Genomic DNA, 16,571 nt, shown 5'->3' with positions numbered 1-16,571 from the left:
TATACGGGTGTTTTCAAAAAAACTTATAGGTGTTTTGTTGGGAATAGGTAAGTGGTTTCTAGCAGTTTTAAAAAAGTACGAATGGGGTTGCGGGAAAAAACTAGTTTCCTTCTAGAAAAATCGGCCACGCTTCTAGAAAAGGAGAAGAGAAAACAAGTCACGCTTCCCGAGAAAAGGAGGGGTTCCCGAAAACGGAGTCCCATTTCTCGAAAAAGGGAGGAAGATCCCGAAAAACAAATCAGGCATCCGAAAAAAGAAGGAAATTTCGCGAAAACGGATTCCCACTTCCCGAAAAAAAAAGGAAAGTCCCCGAAAACGGAGCTCTACTTCCCGAAAAACAAAGGAATTTTCCCGAAAACGGAGTCGCACTTCCCTGAAAAAAAGAGGGAGTTCCCGAAACCTGCCCCACACTTCCCCAAAAAATAAGGGAAAATTCCCAAAATCCTAGCATCAATCCCCGACACCCATCTATCATTCACAAATTACTAGAGTTAGATACAAGCTACTTTTCTATAGTATAGTGATAATCACAAAGAATTTCTATCATTCTTACAACTACCCACTTTAAAAACACTGCATTTTCCGCAAAAATCTTTCAAAACAAGCAGGAAACTCCACAATTTTGTCAAAGATAGTAATAACAAACGATAAATAATAATTTTTAATATAAAGGATCTGATATATATGAGTAATCAAAGAAACGTAGTATTTTACGGAGCAATTAGTGTCGATGGATATCTTGCCCGCGAGGACCATTCGTTGGATTGGTTGCTAGGAACGGAAGGTGAAGAGGAAAGTGGGTATTTTGAGTTCTATGACACGGTCGATACGATATTGATGGGTAGGAAAACGTATGAGCAAATTTTAATTCTCTCCCCAAACGAATTCCCATATAAGGGAAAGGAATGCTATGTATTTTCGCGAACAATGACTGCCCAAAATGAAGATGTCACATTCATCAACGATGACATAGTAAGCTTTACGAAAAAACTGAAGGAACAAGAGGGTAAGCGAATTTGGATGGTTGGCGGGGGAGAAGTTTTGAATCCAATGTTACAAGCAAAGCTAGTCGATGAATTCATCATTCAAATCGCACCGACAATTATTGGCAAAGGCATCCCGTTATTTACTCCTAGCAATCAAGATACAAAATTAGAATTGGTAGACGTTCGCCGTTTCAAGCAATTTGCGGAATTATATTATCGTGTAAAATAACAAGGAAAAGGGGGAGTGGAATTGATAGAAGCTATTAGTCACATCACCTTTATCGTACAAGATTTAGAAAAAACTTCGGCATTGTACAAAGAAATTTTTGATGCAAAAGAAGTTTATGATAGCAAAAACAAACCCCATTCCATAGCAAAAGAAAAATTTTTCATAATTGCTGGGCAATGGATTGCTGTGATGGAAAATAAAGAAATAGTAAATAGAACTTATCATCATATTGCTTTCAAAATTAGTGCGGACGCAATCGAGCAGTATTTACATAAAATACAAGCATGGAATCTGGAAATGCTGCCACCACGTCCTCGCATTAATGGAGAAGGCTACTCTATTTACTTCTATGATTATGATAATAATTTATTTGAACTACATACGGGGACATTAGAAGAAAGACTAGCAACATATGAGGTAGTCGATAATATGGGCGATTGAGGAGAAGCTTGCTGAGTTCCCGAAAATTGCGGGCAAGTTCCCGAAAAGTGAGGGGAAGTTCTCGAAAAATGAGGGCAAGTTCCCGAAAAATGTGGTGAAGTTCCCGAAAAAAGAGGATGAGTTCCCGAAAAATTCGGTGGAGTTCCCGAAAATTGCGGGCAAGTTCCCGAAAAGTGAGGGGAAGTTTCCGAAAAAAAGAGGGCGAGTTCCCGAAATATGTGGTGAAGTTCTCGAAAAATGAGGTGGAGTTCCCGAAAAATGAGGGGAAGTTCTCGAAATATGTGAGGAAGTTCCCGAAAAAAGAGGATGAGTTCCCGAAAAAAGAGGATGAGTTCCCGAAAAAAGAGGATGAGTTCCCGAAAATTGCGGGCAAGTTCCCGAAATGTGAGGGGAAGTCCCCGAAAAAAGAGGATGAGTTCCCGAAAAAAGAGGATGAGTTCCCGAAAAAAGAGGATGAGTTCCCGAAAAAAGAGGATGAGTTCCCGAAAAAAGAGGATGAGTTCCCGAAAAGTGAGGGGGAGTTCCCGAAAAAAGATGGCGAGTTCCCGAAAAATGAGGGGAAGTTCTCGAAAAATGAGGGCAAGTTCCCGAAAAATGAGGGGAAGTTCCCGAAAAAAGAGGATGAGTTCCCGAAATATGTGGTGAAGTTCTCGAAAAATGAGGTGGAGTTCCCGAAAATTGCGGGCAAGTTCCCGAAAAATCCGGTGGAGTTCCCGAAATATGTGAGGAAGTTCCCGAAAACCGCGGGACGGTCCCCGAAAACCGCGGGACAGTCCCTGAAAACCGCGGACAGTTCCCGAAAATCAAGTGACACTCCCCAAAAAGAAGCACACTTCCCAAAAAAAGAAGAAGTATCCGCCCCTTCGAAAAACTCCACCCAAAATAAAAAACGCCACATCCAGGCGTCTTATCATCCAATACAACTTCCAACCCACTTCTCACCGAAAGTGGGCGTTATTTATCTCTCATACTAAAATCCTATCGAACTTGCCGATACCCAGTAGCCAACTGCTGATCGGTTTCCTTCAATGCTTCCACTGCATCCTTTGTCGAAGCTTCATTTTGCAGCAGCAAAGCCTGGTAAGAGCGTAATACGCTATTTAGTGTTGTATTAATTTCTTCTAATTTATTCACTAAAGAAAGGACATTATCTCCGGCATCCTTTGTGAAGTCGGCTTCCAATGCTTGGGCAGAGGTACGTAGTGCTGATAATGCACTTTCAACGGCGCTCTCTTCCATTTTTATTTCAGCCATCTCAGTCATCATCCTCCAGTTCTCGTCTTCTTGCCTCGTATAGATCACTTAATCTTCGCTCGTTCGATTCTATCGAAGCCTCTAATTGCTCAATTTTATTTTGCAATGCACGTATTTCGCTACTAATTTCAGATAAGACGCTACCTAATTGGGTTTGGTAAATGTTTTTGTAACTGGAAAGCAAGTCTCCTTCCCGAAAGGAGTCGTAATCGGTCGCTAACTGACCATGCCAAGTTTTTGCGGTCAGCTTTGGCTCTAGGATGAAATGTTCGTTATGCTGGAACTCACTTTTATAATCATTCAGCTTCGATTGCGCCTGCTGTAGTCTGCGTAACTCCTCCTGTCGCAGATCGAGCTGACCGTTTAAATAATAGATTGTATTTTTCGTAGACCTAATTTGCGCATTAATACTAGCTAAGGACATCTCTACTCACCACTTTTTTATAAACTTATAAATGAACGCCTACTTAATTTGAATCGTCTTTCCTTTCGCCCGAAACTGCTTCTGCTCACTCTTGGCAGGTTCATGGAAATTTACTAAATGGTAATTAGTTTTCATAAACAAATATTTATGGAAAAACTTCACCGCAATATATAGGAAAAATAACGCAAAAAGGAAGAACACGACAATCAAAAAGTGATTGAAAAATGGGGAATCCTCAATGATTGTTTGATACAAAATATACCCAAGGGCAGGTCCGGAAAAAGCAATAGACCAAATCGTGCGCTCCTTGTTGACGCTGCTGTCTTCTGTCGCTGCTACTTTTTTCGCGTAATATAAAACAAAATAAATTACCGTTAATAAAACGATTAGCAGTGATACGATAAGGAACACTGGGGACTGCATACCTACTACATAATAGGCAAACTTTTGAACTAAAACGAAAAAGCTATATGCACCAACAGCACTGAATGCTCCTAAAAATAGTACAGACTCCAGTTGAATCGAATACACATTCCGCACGAGTAAGGAAATTGCCCATAGATTGACTAGCAAAATTACAGGCAAAACAAGCCATAGAAACATTGGCATAAACGGGTCTGCCAGCATTGGTAGGAGACACATGAGATCTAAAACAATAAAGGTAAACAACGCAATCGAGCCTTTGATACCTAATGCAGGTGGGGGAGTTAAATGACCTTTTTGAAATGTTGATAGATTATTGTATTTAATGTTTTCGTCAAGTTTTCGCATGTTTTCACCCTATTTTCCAAAGACTAGTTTAGCTGAACCAACCAGCTACGGTTCGTAAACCACTTTTTATATGATCGCTAACAGATTTCCCGTTAATTTCAATTCCGTCTAAAACAGACGTGATAACAATACCAGCTAATACACCAGCGGCTGCACCTACTAAAACTGGGGCACCTAGTGTTCCAACAACTGCAGCTGTCACAGCTCCACCAACGGCAAGTGATACGGCACCAACACCAACGTCGACACCAGCATCTACTGCAATATTACGGAATGGCTCACCATTATCAATGTTTTCCTTCGCATTCATTACCGTCTCAACGGCAACACCAGCCCAACCGGCTTTACTTCTTAAGGCACTAACTGCACCAGCACCTGGACGAATGTATTCATTCACCTTTAAATTACTACCGTGATTTTTAATATAATCGGCATCATAAATTTTGTACGTTCTTCTTGGATTCGCTGGATTACGAGGTCTGCCAATACCAACCGTTTCCGGCCCGTACACCCGGTATTGTAGCTTTCCGCCAGGTGTCGTATGCTTCACAATTTTAAAACCATCACTAACATTTCCAAACAGCTGGTAAAAAGCAACTGCCTCCGTACTCATTCCAACCCAATCACTCGGACCATCAAACGCTGCCATCGGATTAAAGCTAACACCAGTTGGATCCTCTACTTCCTCCGTTGCGTCGGCTTGCGTAGCGAGAATGGTATGGTAGGCAGGGATTGACTGTAATGTTTGGCCATTATAATTGGCAATGCTAATAGCACCAGTACTAAATTTGGATTGAATGTCAGAGATGTAGTTTTTCATTGTGAGGGTATCCTGGTGAATCGAAGAAAGTGCACTTGTTTGTTTCGAATCGAGAGTATATAAATTATCAATCGTAGTTGTCAATTCACGTTTCCCATTTTGCACCTGATTAATCAGTTCCGATTGGTTAAGCTGTGGTAATGAAACAATATCGGAGACACTGTTAATCACCGCATTTGCATCATCTGTTAAACCATCCGTAATATTTTTCGCATGGTTCAAGCCATTTTCTGCCGCCCCATCCAAAAAATCCTGCTTTACATAGCCACTCGTTTCCGGCTCATAGGAACTGACCGCCTGTTTCAAGTTTTGCAAAGTCTGCTTATATTCCTCAAGCAAATCAAAGAAAAATTTTAAAAACGGCAAATGGGACTCTGTATAAAACGAACGAATCGCCAAACCACCCTTCCCATCCAACGACCCCTCTAACGAAATAATCCCATCCACAGCCTTCAAAACGGTGGTCAATTGCGACTGAACCTTTCCAATTTCTGACACTGTATAATCGACACTTGAAAATAAATTATTCACATCTAATACCTTCATGTGAATCCTCCCCGATAAAACCAATAAAGCGATTGGCTTTTCTAAAAAAATTCCAATAAAGCAATCTATTTGATAAAATATTCAACTTTCTAATTTAAGAAACACATATTTAGTGAAGAATCGGATGTCCAAACATTACGTCCTACTTAACACCTCTTGAAACTCCGCCTCTTCCTGATTCTCGTACCCTTTAAAAATAATTTCCCTTATATCATCATGATTAAAAACAAAGGAATACTCCGGACTAATATAGCCTTCTGGATAAGGCACACCTAAATAATCGAACATTCTTCCTTCCTCCACAGGATTCCCAGCCTCATCAATCAACAAAAGCTGCTTCCTCCCATAAATCATCAACTTCTTATTCCCACCTTTTAATAATACAATCGAACCATTCGGCAACAACTGATCCACAAACGAAACCTCCCAACGTCATATTACCCCTAGTTTATTTTTTTTATTATAACGATAACCAAACAAGAAATGTAGAGTATTTTGCACTAGTTTTGAAAATTATGATAAGGAGGGTGTAGGAAAAAAGTTGGGGAGTGGGGTTCCATAAAAAAATGTTGGGGATTCTTGAAAAAAATGGGGAGAGTTCCAGAAAAGAGAACGGAGTGCTTCCCGAAAAAAGGGCGGAGGTATCCGATAAAAGAGGTGAAGTTCCGGAAAAAGTGGGTGGAGTTCCCGAAAAAATGTCGGAAGTTCCCGAAAAAAGCGTGGAAGTTCCCAAAAAAAGGGAGGAAGTTCCGGAAAAAGTGGGTGGAGTTTCCGAAAAAATGTCGGAGATTCCCGAAAAAAGCGGGGAAGTTTCCGAAAAAAGGAGGAAGTTCCCGAAAAAAGTGGGGAAGTTCCTGAAAAAAGGGAGGAAGTTCCGGAAAAAGTGGGTGGAGTTTCCGAAAAAATGTCGGAGATTCCCGAAAAAAGCGGGGAAGTTTCCGAAAAAAAGGAGGAAGTTCCCGAAAAAAGGGAGGAAGTTCCCGAAAAAAGAGGTGAAGTTCCGGAAAAAGTGGGTGGAGTTTCCGAAAAAATGTCGGAGATTCCTGAAAAAAGCGGGGAAGTTCCCGAAAAAAGCGGGGAAGTTCCCGAAAAAAGTGGGGAAGTTCCCGAAAAAAGCGTAGAAGTTCCCGAAAAAAGGGAGGAAGTTCCGGAAAAAGTGGGTGGAGTTCCCGAAAAAAGGGAGGAAGTTCCGGAAAAAGTGGGTGGAGTTCCCGAAAAAGAGAGGAAGTTCACCGAAAAATACTATAGATTCCCAAATAACCACAACAAATTCCCGAAACAAAAATAGCTTTCGGGAAAGAAAACTCCGCAAAACACAAATTAGAATTCCTAAAAAAAAAACGGAAATATCCACCCATAAAAAAACGCCACAATTATGGCGTTATTATACAACCCTCATTTGCTATTATTTCGATCTTTAGGTTGGCCATCACTTTTTCCAGTAACGGAATCAATCGCATTTTCAATCGCTTCACCAATTTTGTTAAACAGTCCGTTATCCTCTTGGCTATCACGCTGATTGTTCCCTTGCTGATTTTGGTTTTCCACTTTTATCACCTCCAAATATAGAGTGTGTAAAAAGGAAAAATTTACTCTACAAACAACGTAGGAATAAATCTCAAAAAATTATTACATGTTTTTAAATGGAAAATACTGCTATATCCACAAGTGTACGTTTTATATTATATTGAAATAGTATGCCATAAAAAGTCACCATAAGGGAGTTAACGGAACATGAGGAATGTTTTTTGGTCAGCAATGATTGGGAATTATGTGAGCTCTAATAGGAATCCTGGATGTTTAGGCTATGCTTTAGGTTTTCTTGTTATTGCAATTATACCTTCTTTTTTATTAGAACTAATAGAAGAGCTATTTGAAGGTTTATGGATGGATTTATTTGTTCCAAATATTATTATCTTATGTATTATCACTGCTATTTTGCTATATTTGGAAAATCGTAGAAATAGTAAAAATGATAAAAGCATTCCAGTAGAAACAGATGATGACCTATCATTAAGTCGAGTAGCAATTGCAAAAAGTGAAAAGCGTCGAGGTTCAAAGGAAACCAGCAATATTATTAGGATACAATTTATTTTGTATATGATTAGTGGACTCGTTAGTTTTGCTGTTTGCTCCACCTTTTTAAATATTGGTTTATCGGATTATTTTTTTGATAAAAATATGGGCGATGATAGTTTTATTCGATCTGTTGGGTGGTTACTTTTATTTTTGTTAGCTTATCCAGTGGAAGCTGTAATCAAATTTGTATCAATCCCATTTTTACAATTTATTTTAATTAAAGTGGTAATGATGTGGAAAAAAGGAAATTAGTAAAATCTCATTCATAAAATATACTTGATAGCTCGAACAACAATAGATTGAACGAGCTATTTTTTCATTAGACTCATTCACTTAACATATCGTAGTACATACCGACTCCCCGCCGTGCGACCCACTCGCTTATACTTCGCTTTTTGCATCATATATGTAACGACATGATCAGAAGGAACATGTAAAAATTCCATTGCTTGTCTCACCGAAATCGATTCGTCAATTAGTAAGTAATAATCATTTAACGCATGAACGAAATCCATTTTCCCCTCATGCTGGCAGTGCAGACAAACCCATTTACCATGTACGCGCTTCATGGGCAATGCAGCACAATTTGGGCATTGTACACCTGTGAGTAGGTCATTCTTGGAAATATTATATTTACTTAAAAGGTCACGCTCTAATGGAATATGGGATGATAGGAAGGTGGTGGATAGCTGCTGAATGCCGTTTCCATTTAAAATCGGCCGATTGGATTTATTACATGTTTCTACAATGACGGAATGAATATTCGATATTGGAATAATTTTATGAAGGTATTTAGAAAATTGATTTTTCGTAGGGTGAAATTTCGTGGAATTTCCAATAACAACAAATGTCTCGATCGGAATTGCGGGTAACCCATTTTGGGCTAGCCAGCTTTGTAGCTGCAATTTTTGCTTTTCAACCTGGGTGACGGGATTATTGTAAACCTCTTCACTTCCATCCTCTCTTTGGTGAACTAATTGGGAAATTTCATTAAAAAAAATAAAGCCTTTAAAATTCTTCACTTCTAAAATAAACACTCTTCCAGAAGTAAAAACAATTACATCCATCTGAAACACACGACCATGCTCTACTAAGCGAACATCATGTAAAATAAAAAACTTATCGTAAGGAAGATATTGCAAATGATAATACAATTCCTTCTCCCCATGCTGCCCTGCCATCATTTTCTTAAACTCAGCGCTAATAGCAGCCTTCAACTTATGACTTCTAATCAGTCGCCCATTTAAAGCCCCATACTTACAAACATCAGCAGGCAATTCATACGGTTTAACGTTCATAAAACAACCCCTTTCTATTTATTTAGAATTATTTTACAATATGAGTGGTGAAAAATCTAGTAGATTGGGTTGATAAAATGGTAGATTTTTAGGAGGAAAAAGCGGGTAAGCTCTCGGAAATGGTTGGGAGGTTCCAAAAAATGGGGATGCCCCTGTGAGAAAAAAACGAGGAGATTCCCGAAAACCCAACGCAACTTCCAGAAAAAAATAGGGAAATTCCAGAAAACTGAACATCACTTTTCAGAAAAAACCAAGGCAGTTCCCGAAAAACTTGGGTAACTTCCCGAAAAAAACGAGGAGATTCCCGAAAACCCAACGCAACTTCTAGAAAAAAATAGGGAAATTCCAGAAAACTGAACATCACTTTTCAGAAAAAACCAAGGCAGTTCCCGAAAAACTCGGGTAACTTCCCGAAAAAAACGAAGAGATTCCCGAAAACCTCAGGTAACTTCCAGAAAAAAACGGGGAGATTCCCGAAAATTCGGTGTCACTTCCCGAAAAAAACGAGGAGATTCCCGAAAACCTCGGGTAACTTCCAGAAAAAAACGGGGAGATTCCCGAAAACCCAACGCAACTTCCAGAAAAAAATAGGGAAATTCCAGAAAACTGAACATCACTTTTCAGAAAAAACCGTGGAATTTCCTGAAAACCCAAGCGTCACTCACATAAAAAATCTTAAAAACTAGCAATCCAATTCCCAGAAAAAAAATAACAAAGGAGAAACGAAAATGAAAACCATCATTAAACGAGTAGGAACAACCTACCTTCCAGTATCCAATCCAGCAGCTTCCTCAATCTGGTACCAAGAAAAGCTAGGAGCGATAGAAAATTATCGTGACGAGGACAAAGCAATTCTTGATTTTGCGAATCAAAGCTTTTTTCTTGTGAAAGCTGCACCCGGAGAAAAGCTGGGATTCAAGGATTTTCGTGGCAACGAGCAGTTTTCCATGACATTTGAAGTGAATGGCTATGATCAGCTAGAGCTACTACATAAAACATTAGCGGAAAATGGGGTAAACGTCGGTGAAATGGAGGACCGTGGCCATCCAGGACATAATTTTGTCTTCGCCGATCCAGACGGAAACATATTTGACGTTTGGAGTGAATTAAGTCCGACCTACAAAGAATACTTTGGGGCAAAGTAATAAAAAAGGGTGCGTTTCGTTGAGAAATGCACCTTTTCCTTTGAAACCCCAACTAAACAAATAACTGCTCGTACACATCATTCAACTGCTGCATTCGCTCGTAATCCTGCTCCTGGCGGGAATAGTCAATTGCTTCCTTTAATATTTGGTTTAAATACGTGCTTTCCTCCTGTGATAGCTCCATCACAAACTGATGCTCGTCCTTGTAGTCACGATTTCGGATCCGTTGATAAATTTTTTTTCCAACAACATCATCCTCTGTATGTGCAGCTAAAATTTCGCGTAAATAACCGAGTGATTGTTCCATGAATGCTCCTCCTAAAATGATATTACCTACTATATTCTTTGCAGAAAAAAGAAAATAATTCTTACTGAAAGCAGTGCAATCCTGCGTTACGAACATCATAAATAGGAAAAATTGACTACTCTTAACAAGTCGAATCTTCTGTAAAATCGGTTTTTTATTGATTTTGTAGGCAATTTTTCCTATAATTCAAAGAAAAGGATATTCTCTCGATAAAGGCAAACCCATCAAAAGGTGGGGACGCAAAGCTACAGGGACTAACGGAATTTTTTTCCTATGTCAGCCAGCTACCGATAGCACAATCAACCTATATTTTTCAGTGGCTACTCGGGTGTGAGGGAGCCATTTTTTATTGGTTTTTTATAATTTTCCAAAAAAATAAAAAGCTGAAAAGGTATAAGGTGATAAGCAATTATGAATATACTTAAAAAATCGTTCGGTAAAATTCCAAAAGAAACTCGTACCGATGAAATTTTCTTACCACCAAGTGAAGCCATTTTGGAAAATATGATGAATGGTTTTTTTAAATTGGACAGGAATTGGAACATTCTTTATGTCAATAAACAATTGGAATATAATATTGGGAAAACTCGCCACGAAATTATTGGAAAAAGTGTTTGGAAAGTGTTTCCGGCAATTCTAGATACGAAATTTGAATTTTTTTATAGAAAAGCAATGGTGGAGCGTAGGGAGTTTTTCTTTGAAGAATATTTTGAGCCTACGCAGGAATGGTTAGAGGTTCGGGTATCTCCTTACCAAGATGGAATCATTGGTTATGTGACGAATATTACAAACCAGAAAAAGAATGAACAACTACTGGAGCATGTCACTTTACATGATGCCTTAACCAATCTTCCTAATCGAAGTTATTTTGAAAAGAGGATTTCACAATTATGGGAGCATTCTATAGCAAATCAAAAAGAGTTTTCATTAATCTATTTTGATGTGGATCGATTCAAAAATATAAACGACACATTCGGACACAGCCTCGGGGACCAACTAATCAAAGAAATCTCGCAACGAATAGTAAATGTTGTTGACGATAAAGGATTTGTTGCGCGGATGGGTGGCGACCAATTTGCGGTTCTAATGGATGATCGTTTAGATAAAAATGCTGTCCAAACGCTGGCGAGAAGCATTATCCAAAGTATGGAGAATGACCCTTTTTGCATTAATCAACATGAATTTTTTGTAACTACGAGTATAGGTATCAGCTTTTATCCACAACATGGGCAAGATGTGGAAACCATTATAAAAAATGCCGATATTGCCCTCTATAGTTCAAAAGCAAGAGGGATAAATAATTATACGGTATTTAATCCGATCATGGACATTTACTCATATAAACGATTTTCCCTTGAGCGAGAACTACGAGTCGCTATTAATGAAAAGATGCTAGAAGTGCATTACCAACCGCGAGTAGAACCCCATTCGGGTCGAATTGTGAGTGCGGAGGCATTGGTGCGTTGGAAGCATCCCGAGTGGGGGATGCTGTTACCTGGTGAATTTATATCGATTGCAGAGGAAACTGGATTAATTGAGCCATTAACAAAATATGTGTTACGAACGGTGTGTAAGCAAATTCAATTTTTTGAAGCAGAAGGAGTTCCTTTCGTGCCGGTATCCGTAAATATTCCTGCCCGGCAATTTTTTTCAGAGGAATTTACAAATGATGTCATCGAGCTACTAAAGGAAACGAAAGCAAAAGCAGAGTGGTTAGAATTTGAAATCACGGAAAGCTCCTTATTGGAAAATCAAGCAATCGTAGAATCTGCTATTAAAAAGTTAAAAAGTCTTGGAATCAAAATTGCCATCGATGATTTTGGAATCGAATATTCTTCACTTGCCTATTTAACCAAATTTCAAGTTGATATTATCAAAATTGATCGGTACTTTATCCGCAATATCATTAACAGCCCATCCAATGTAACGGTAACAAAAGCCATCATTCATTTAGCCCATGAATTAGGTTTAAAAACTGTAGCAGAAGGAGTAGAAACAACGGAGCAGCTAAACTTCTTAAAACAGCAGGAATGTGATGAAATTCAAGGCTATATTTATAGTAAGCCGGTACCAGCTACAGAGTTTCTTTCCTTACTTAATAAAAAAATATTGCTTCCAAATGGGGGCAAAAAGGAAGTACCAGTAGAAAATCGCCGGAAGTATTTTCGAGTGGATTTCTTTTTCCCTTTAAGTGCACAAATGACAATTGTGAAAATCAAAAATAAAGACATGAACTTGGGTAATACGGAGGTGCTAGTAGAAGATATCGGTATTGGTGGACTACGTTTTCTAACCCATCTATCCTTTGCTGTGACCCATGAAGTCATTCTCGAATTTGAGACAATAATTCTCGGAAAAAAAGTAATCGAATGCGGGTATATCGCGTGGAAGCAGGAAATCGAAGAAAATCTCTTCCGATACGGTATCGAATTCACTTCTATTGAAAGTGAACGAAATCATTTAGTGCCACTTTTAAATCGCCTGGCGTTAAATATGAAAAAAAATCCGCTCGTACCAGATAGCCAATTAGTAAAAACGGATCGATTTGCATACATTAAAAGATTGAATTAATAGAGGGTAAACGGGTAATGGGTGGCCATTACCCGGAGCTATTTTGATAGGCGACCATTTTTAATAGGAAATATCGAATGAATATACCAATAATTAAATAATAGATAAACGAATTCAGCAAATGCCATTTATCATAAGCCACAAGGTCGGTCCAAAGGCAAAATGGTTCACCGACAAACGCATATAATAGCGCCATCACCAATAATAAAAGGGAAAAAGCTTTCCACGTTTTCGTGTATTGGTAAATAAACATATAGGCAACCGGAACCATCGAAAAATCAAATGGAAACCCTTTTGGTAATACAGGTAATAGCACGGTTGGATATTCCCAAAAGTTAAAGCGGAGGCCGATAATATCCAGTATCGTCGTAATAAACAAAACCAATATCCCAAAAAGAAATGCCTCTACATACGCCTCACGTTTTGCCAAACGCCACCAGAGCACCCAAGGAAGCACGAAGAAACAAAGTAAAATCCACCACTCCCAAGTAAAGACCTCATTTTTTATCCAATCATCTAGCTCTATTTTATATAACTTATCCTCTAATACTCGAATATGCTCTAGCATTTCTTCCTTCGCGCCGATTGCAACCACCAACTTGTAATTAAATATTATTTGGAACGTGAAAGTGCTAACCATATTTTATGTAGTTTTTTCCATTTTTATTAAAAAAATAGATTTTTTTGCATAAATGGTGGTGGTTTGTAAATAGACCGCGAATTTGCTAGAAAACAGGCAAAATAATGCTGGATGTCGAAATTATGTTTATAATGAGTAATAGGAATATTCTTGAATTTGGAGGAAACGTAATGAACGACAAACCATTCGTTATAGCCATTTCTGCCTTTTCTGGAGGAGGTAAGACCACGATTGTAAAACAATTACAGGCTACACTTCCAAATGCAGCAGCATTGTTCTTTGATGACTATGATTTTGAAAACGCTCCCGAAGATATCATTGATTGGGTAAAGGAGGGGGCGGATTATAATGAATGGAACTTGGACCCGTTCGTAAATGATCTGCATGCCTTACGGAACGATTGCGCCTACATCCTACTTGACTACCCGTTTGCCTACCAAAACGACCAAATGCGTCCGTTCATTGATTTTGCTATTTTCATAGACACTCCATTAGATGTAGCACTTAGTAGACGAATTTTGCGAGATTATCAGGAAACAGACTCGGTAGAGAAGATCCAAAAGGATATCCAATTTTATTTAACAGCCGGAAGAATTGGCTATTTAGAAATGGAACAAACGATCAAACGAGACTCGGATGCTGTCATTGATGGCACACAAGCACCGGAATGTATTGTTAAGCAAATTATCGCGAAAATCGGAGGGAGCCAATGAATGTAACGCTTGCCCCCATTCCATACGAAGATAAATCAATACTTTTTCAATTAATACAACTTTACCGTTATGACAGCAGTGAATTTGATGGACATGCTTTAACGGCACACGGCCTTTATTCTTATAAATACCTTGACCACCAATGGACGGAAAGCTATCGTCGCCCGCTTTTAGTCAAGGTGGATGGGGAGATTGCAGGTTTTGCTTTGCTGATCCTTGATGTGCCAAAACAATATACGAAGCGGAGTACAGCGGAGCAGACAAATGTAGTGAGCGATTTCTTTATTATGCGGAAGTTCCGTGGGAGGGGAGTCGGCAAAAAGGTTGCTTTCCAGCTGTTTGAGCAATTTCAGGGGATATGGGAAATAAAACAAACAGAGGGAAATGTGGCCGCACAAATATTTTGGGAAAAAGTCATTTCACAGTATCCAAATGGGGAAATAGTCGAAGAAAAGCTGCTGAATAATGATCATTGGAAGGGGAAAGTTGTTGTGTTTTCCTGCTAGATGAAGGTACACAACAATAGTGATGAGCGATGAAGTTGAAAAATGTAAGCATTACGAAACAGATGCAGCACGATAATGTTGCCGGATTAAGCATTGCGTTACTTGAACGCGGACAAATTAGTGATCTGGCAAGCTATGGCGTGCTGGAAGCAGGGACAGAACAGAATGTTACGAATGATTCTATTTTCCATGCATGCTCTATGAGTAAATGGGTAACGGCTTATGCGGTGATGCTTCTTTGTGAGCAAGGTGTTCTCCATTTAGATGAGGATGTAAATAAAAGACTAGTTAACTGGAAAGTACGCGAAAATGATTTTACGAAAAACAAAAAAGTAACATTGCGGGCTTTATTAAGTCACCAGGCAGGTATCATAGACCCGGATGGTGCATTTGGTGTGCTTGAAACGAAAGAAATTCCGACAATGGTGGAACTGCTAGAAGGAAGAACCGACTATTGCCCAGAGGCGATTGAAATAAAATATGAACCAACTAGTGAATTTCAATACGCTGATGCGGGTTTCTGTATCATCGAGCAATTAATAGAAGATGTTACTGGAAAACATTTTGAAGAAGTAATGCAAGAACTCGTATTTGAGCCACTGAAAATGAAAAATAGTACGTATCAACTGTTGAGTGATCGAACGTTTTCCTGTGGGCATAATTCAGACGGGAAGGTGGTAGAAGGAAAATATCCAACCTATCCATATCCAGCAGCCTGCGGACTTTGGACAACCCCGAATGATCTAGCGAGATTATTAAGTGAACTCATATTCGCCTTAAAAGGAGAAAGTAAAACTGGGTTATCCAAAATAAACGCAAAGGAAATGATTACTGCACAGGGGAAACCATGGACAGGACTCGGAATATTTCTAGACGGAACCGGACAAAATCTTGAAATATCCTCACTCGGCTGGGGCATCGGTTTTCAATGCATGCTCATAGCCTATCCATATTTAGAATCCGGCGCAATAATCATGACGAATACAGATGTTGGAAAACATCAATTAGAAGGGGTTATTGGAGAGATTTATCGAGCAATTGATTTTTTAGGGTAGAAAGAGGGCGGTGGTTTCTGGAAACGATACCTGAAAATGTATGGAGATTCCCGAAAAACAGGGGGAGTTCCCGAAATATGCGGGATATTCCCGAAAAAAATTGTGGAGTTCCCGAAATATGCGGGGATATTCCCGAAAAAACAGGTGAAGTTCCCGAAAATTGTGGAGAAGTTCCCGAAAAATTAGGTGAAGTTCCCGAAATTTGTGGAAAAGTCCCCGAAAAAACAGGTGGAGTTCCCGAAAATTGTGGAGAAGTTCCCGAAAAAACAGGTAGAGTTCCCGAAATATGCGGGGATATTCCCGAAAAAACAGGTAGAGTTCCCGAAATTTGTGGAGAAGTTCCCGAAAAAACAGATGGAGTTCCCGAAATATGCGGGGATATTCCCGAAAAAACAGGTGGAGTTCCCGAAATTTGTGGAAAAGTTCCCGAAAAAACAGGTAGAGTTCCCGAAATATGCGGGGATATTCCCGAAAACCCAACACCAGTTCCCGCCACCCGCGCACGATTCCAGAAAACCACCACCACTTCCCAAAAAACCATTGTCCCCGCCACACATCTATGCTAATCTATAAAACAATAAAAAAATATAATATTTTCAAAACACAAGGAAGAGAAGAGTAAATAAAACAGAATCTTTCGTAGAGAGCTCCGGTTGGTAGGAAGGGGTAAGGTTGTTTTATTGAAGCAAGGCTCTGAGTACCGTATCGGAACCGGGTGGGGATGGTATGGCGGGTGCTCCCGTTATGGAGTGAAGGTATGGATATACCTAGTAAGGTTAATATGGT

Annotated in this window: 20 protein-coding genes, 1 riboswitch and 1 other annotated feature (1 of these 22 only partly in view); of the genes, 11 read left to right on the top strand and 9 right to left on the bottom strand. The window is 39.3% G+C overall.

Going from position 1 to position 16,571, the window contains the following annotated elements:
- The first annotated feature begins 684 nt into the window (after positions 1-684).
- The 3 genes from OEV98_RS06690 to OEV98_RS06680 all read left to right on the top strand — a co-directional run bounded on the left by OEV98_RS06690 (position 685) and on the right by OEV98_RS06680 (position 2,630).
- The gene (locus tag OEV98_RS06690; protein ID WP_263072449.1) at positions 685-1,215 is read left to right on the top strand and encodes a dihydrofolate reductase family protein; all 531 of its coding nucleotides are present in this window, start codon (positions 685-687) and stop codon (positions 1,213-1,215) included.
- A 21-nt stretch (positions 1,216-1,236) separates the two neighbouring features.
- Positions 1,237-1,656, top strand: coding sequence for a FosX/FosE/FosI family fosfomycin resistance hydrolase (gene fosX / locus OEV98_RS06685; protein ID WP_263072448.1), 420 nt, complete (start codon positions 1,237-1,239; stop codon positions 1,654-1,656).
- 152 nt (positions 1,657-1,808) lie between these two features.
- Complete coding sequence (locus OEV98_RS06680; RefSeq protein WP_263072447.1) at positions 1,809-2,630, top strand: hypothetical protein; 822 nt, start codon at positions 1,809-1,811, stop codon at positions 2,628-2,630.
- Between the two features lie 4 nt (positions 2,631-2,634).
- Here the strand turns inward: OEV98_RS06680 and OEV98_RS06675 are convergent, their stop codons facing one another.
- The 5 genes from OEV98_RS06675 to OEV98_RS06655 all read right to left on the bottom strand — a co-directional run bounded on the left by OEV98_RS06675 (position 2,635) and on the right by OEV98_RS06655 (position 5,885).
- On the bottom strand, positions 2,635-2,910 hold the full coding sequence (locus tag OEV98_RS06675; protein ID WP_263072446.1) for a YwqI/YxiC family protein: 276 nt from the start codon (positions 2,908-2,910) through the stop codon (positions 2,635-2,637).
- Between the two features lies 1 nt (position 2,911).
- Positions 2,912-3,334 (bottom strand): DUF5082 domain-containing protein, encoded by a 423-nt coding sequence (locus OEV98_RS06670; RefSeq protein WP_263072445.1) that lies wholly within the window; start codon positions 3,332-3,334, stop codon positions 2,912-2,914.
- 39 nt (positions 3,335-3,373) lie between these two features.
- The gene (locus OEV98_RS06665; protein WP_263072444.1) at positions 3,374-4,105 is read right to left on the bottom strand and encodes a hypothetical protein; all 732 of its coding nucleotides are present in this window, start codon (positions 4,103-4,105) and stop codon (positions 3,374-3,376) included.
- Positions 4,106-4,133: 28 nt separating this feature from the next.
- A complete protein-coding gene (locus OEV98_RS06660) occupies positions 4,134-5,471 on the bottom strand; it encodes a ribonuclease YeeF family protein (protein WP_263072443.1) in 1,338 nt (445 codons plus the stop codon).
- A gap of 135 nt (positions 5,472-5,606) precedes the next feature.
- Positions 5,607-5,885 (bottom strand): DUF4176 domain-containing protein, encoded by a 279-nt coding sequence (locus tag OEV98_RS06655; protein WP_263072442.1) that lies wholly within the window; start codon positions 5,883-5,885, stop codon positions 5,607-5,609.
- A 490-nt stretch (positions 5,886-6,375) separates the two neighbouring features.
- Between OEV98_RS06655 and OEV98_RS06650 the strand changes: the two genes are divergently transcribed.
- Positions 6,376-6,759: a ribosomal eL19 family protein gene (locus OEV98_RS06650; RefSeq protein WP_263072441.1), complete on the top strand. Its 384-nt coding sequence runs from the start codon at positions 6,376-6,378 to the stop codon at positions 6,757-6,759.
- Positions 6,760-6,866: 107 nt separating this feature from the next.
- Here the strand turns inward: OEV98_RS06650 and OEV98_RS06645 are convergent, their stop codons facing one another.
- Positions 6,867-7,019, bottom strand: a complete 153-nt coding sequence (locus OEV98_RS06645) for a hypothetical protein (RefSeq protein WP_263072440.1) — start codon at positions 7,017-7,019, stop codon at positions 6,867-6,869.
- Positions 7,020-7,205: 186 nt separating this feature from the next.
- Between OEV98_RS06645 and OEV98_RS06640 the strand changes: the two genes are divergently transcribed.
- Positions 7,206-7,802, top strand: coding sequence for a hypothetical protein (locus OEV98_RS06640; RefSeq protein ID WP_263072439.1), 597 nt, complete (start codon positions 7,206-7,208; stop codon positions 7,800-7,802).
- A gap of 77 nt (positions 7,803-7,879) precedes the next feature.
- Here OEV98_RS06640 and OEV98_RS06635 read toward each other — a convergent pair whose 3' ends face one another.
- Positions 7,880-8,848: a nuclease-related domain-containing protein gene (locus OEV98_RS06635; RefSeq protein ID WP_263072438.1), complete on the bottom strand. Its 969-nt coding sequence runs from the start codon at positions 8,846-8,848 to the stop codon at positions 7,880-7,882.
- Positions 8,849-9,576: 728 nt separating this feature from the next.
- Between OEV98_RS06635 and OEV98_RS06630 the strand changes: the two genes are divergently transcribed.
- A complete protein-coding gene (locus OEV98_RS06630) occupies positions 9,577-9,993 on the top strand; it encodes a VOC family protein (protein ID WP_263072437.1) in 417 nt (138 codons plus the stop codon).
- Between the two features lie 52 nt (positions 9,994-10,045).
- Here OEV98_RS06630 and OEV98_RS06625 read toward each other — a convergent pair whose 3' ends face one another.
- Entirely contained in the window at positions 10,046-10,300 is a 255-nt protein-coding gene (locus OEV98_RS06625; protein WP_263072436.1) for a sigma-G-dependent sporulation-specific acid-soluble spore protein CsgA, read from the bottom strand.
- A gap of 204 nt (positions 10,301-10,504) precedes the next feature.
- A riboswitch (cyclic di-GMP riboswitch) is annotated at positions 10,505-10,592 on the top strand.
- A gap of 119 nt (positions 10,593-10,711) precedes the next feature.
- Between OEV98_RS06625 and OEV98_RS06620 the strand changes: the two genes are divergently transcribed.
- Positions 10,712-12,871: an EAL domain-containing protein gene (locus tag OEV98_RS06620; protein WP_263072435.1), complete on the top strand. Its 2,160-nt coding sequence runs from the start codon at positions 10,712-10,714 to the stop codon at positions 12,869-12,871.
- Between the two features lie 28 nt (positions 12,872-12,899).
- On the opposite strand, the gene OEV98_RS06615 is transcribed toward OEV98_RS06620, so the two are convergent.
- Complete coding sequence (locus OEV98_RS06615; RefSeq protein WP_263072434.1) at positions 12,900-13,439, bottom strand: CBO0543 family protein; 540 nt, start codon at positions 13,437-13,439, stop codon at positions 12,900-12,902.
- A gap of 242 nt (positions 13,440-13,681) precedes the next feature.
- Between OEV98_RS06615 and OEV98_RS06610 the strand changes: the two genes are divergently transcribed.
- From OEV98_RS06610 to OEV98_RS06595, 4 genes are all read left to right on the top strand, one after another.
- On the top strand, positions 13,682-14,224 hold the full coding sequence (locus OEV98_RS06610; protein ID WP_263072433.1) for a nucleoside/nucleotide kinase family protein: 543 nt from the start codon (positions 13,682-13,684) through the stop codon (positions 14,222-14,224).
- Positions 14,221-14,730 (top strand): GNAT family N-acetyltransferase, encoded by a 510-nt coding sequence (locus OEV98_RS06605; RefSeq protein ID WP_263072432.1) that lies wholly within the window; start codon positions 14,221-14,223, stop codon positions 14,728-14,730. The genes OEV98_RS06610 and OEV98_RS06605 overlap by 4 nt, the downstream gene beginning before the upstream one ends.
- A 29-nt stretch (positions 14,731-14,759) precedes the next feature.
- Positions 14,760-15,785: a serine hydrolase domain-containing protein gene (locus OEV98_RS06600; protein ID WP_263072431.1), complete on the top strand. Its 1,026-nt coding sequence runs from the start codon at positions 14,760-14,762 to the stop codon at positions 15,783-15,785.
- A 77-nt stretch (positions 15,786-15,862) separates the two neighbouring features.
- Positions 15,863-16,351: a ribosomal eL19 family protein gene (locus tag OEV98_RS06595; protein ID WP_263072430.1), complete on the top strand. Its 489-nt coding sequence runs from the start codon at positions 15,863-15,865 to the stop codon at positions 16,349-16,351.
- A gap of 31 nt (positions 16,352-16,382) precedes the next feature.
- Positions 16,383-16,571 (top strand) — a binding site (T-box leader) (it continues 48 nt past the right edge of the window).

This window comes from Perspicuibacillus lycopersici (assembly GCF_025660475.1).
In the GTDB taxonomy this organism is placed as follows: Bacteria; Bacillota; Bacilli; order Bacillales; family Caldibacillaceae; genus Perspicuibacillus; species Perspicuibacillus lycopersici.
Note: the sequence above shows the minus strand (reverse complement) of the source record. Positions and strands in the feature narration are given on the sequence as shown.

Excerpts from the sequence above, each read along its gene's own strand:
- OEV98_RS06690 (WP_263072449.1), top strand. The coding sequence starts at position 685 with ATGAGTAATCAAAGAAACGTAGTATTTTACGGAGCAATTAGTGTCGAT.
- OEV98_RS06675 (WP_263072446.1), bottom strand. The coding sequence starts at position 2,910 with ATGGCTGAAATAAAAATGGAAGAGAGCGCCGTTGAAAGTGCATTATCA.
- OEV98_RS06670 (WP_263072445.1), bottom strand. The coding sequence starts at position 3,334 with ATGTCCTTAGCTAGTATTAATGCGCAAATTAGGTCTACGAAAAATACA.
- OEV98_RS06665 (WP_263072444.1), bottom strand. The coding sequence starts at position 4,105 with ATGCGAAAACTTGACGAAAACATTAAATACAATAATCTATCAACATTT.
- OEV98_RS06660 (WP_263072443.1), bottom strand. The coding sequence starts at position 5,471 with ATGAAGGTATTAGATGTGAATAATTTATTTTCAAGTGTCGATTATACA.
- OEV98_RS06650 (WP_263072441.1), top strand. The coding sequence starts at position 6,376 with ATGTCGGAGATTCCCGAAAAAAGCGGGGAAGTTTCCGAAAAAAAGGAG.
- OEV98_RS06640 (WP_263072439.1), top strand. The coding sequence starts at position 7,206 with ATGAGGAATGTTTTTTGGTCAGCAATGATTGGGAATTATGTGAGCTCT.
- OEV98_RS06635 (WP_263072438.1), bottom strand. The coding sequence starts at position 8,848 with ATGAACGTTAAACCGTATGAATTGCCTGCTGATGTTTGTAAGTATGGG.
- OEV98_RS06630 (WP_263072437.1), top strand. The coding sequence starts at position 9,577 with ATGAAAACCATCATTAAACGAGTAGGAACAACCTACCTTCCAGTATCC.
- OEV98_RS06625 (WP_263072436.1), bottom strand. The coding sequence starts at position 10,300 with ATGGAACAATCACTCGGTTATTTACGCGAAATTTTAGCTGCACATACA.
- OEV98_RS06620 (WP_263072435.1), top strand. The coding sequence starts at position 10,712 with ATGAATATACTTAAAAAATCGTTCGGTAAAATTCCAAAAGAAACTCGT.
- OEV98_RS06615 (WP_263072434.1), bottom strand. The coding sequence starts at position 13,439 with ATGCTAGAGCATATTCGAGTATTAGAGGATAAGTTATATAAAATAGAG.
- OEV98_RS06610 (WP_263072433.1), top strand. The coding sequence starts at position 13,682 with ATGAACGACAAACCATTCGTTATAGCCATTTCTGCCTTTTCTGGAGGA.
- OEV98_RS06605 (WP_263072432.1), top strand. The coding sequence starts at position 14,221 with ATGAATGTAACGCTTGCCCCCATTCCATACGAAGATAAATCAATACTT.
- OEV98_RS06600 (WP_263072431.1), top strand. The coding sequence starts at position 14,760 with ATGAAGTTGAAAAATGTAAGCATTACGAAACAGATGCAGCACGATAAT.
- OEV98_RS06595 (WP_263072430.1), top strand. The coding sequence starts at position 15,863 with ATGCGGGATATTCCCGAAAAAAATTGTGGAGTTCCCGAAATATGCGGG.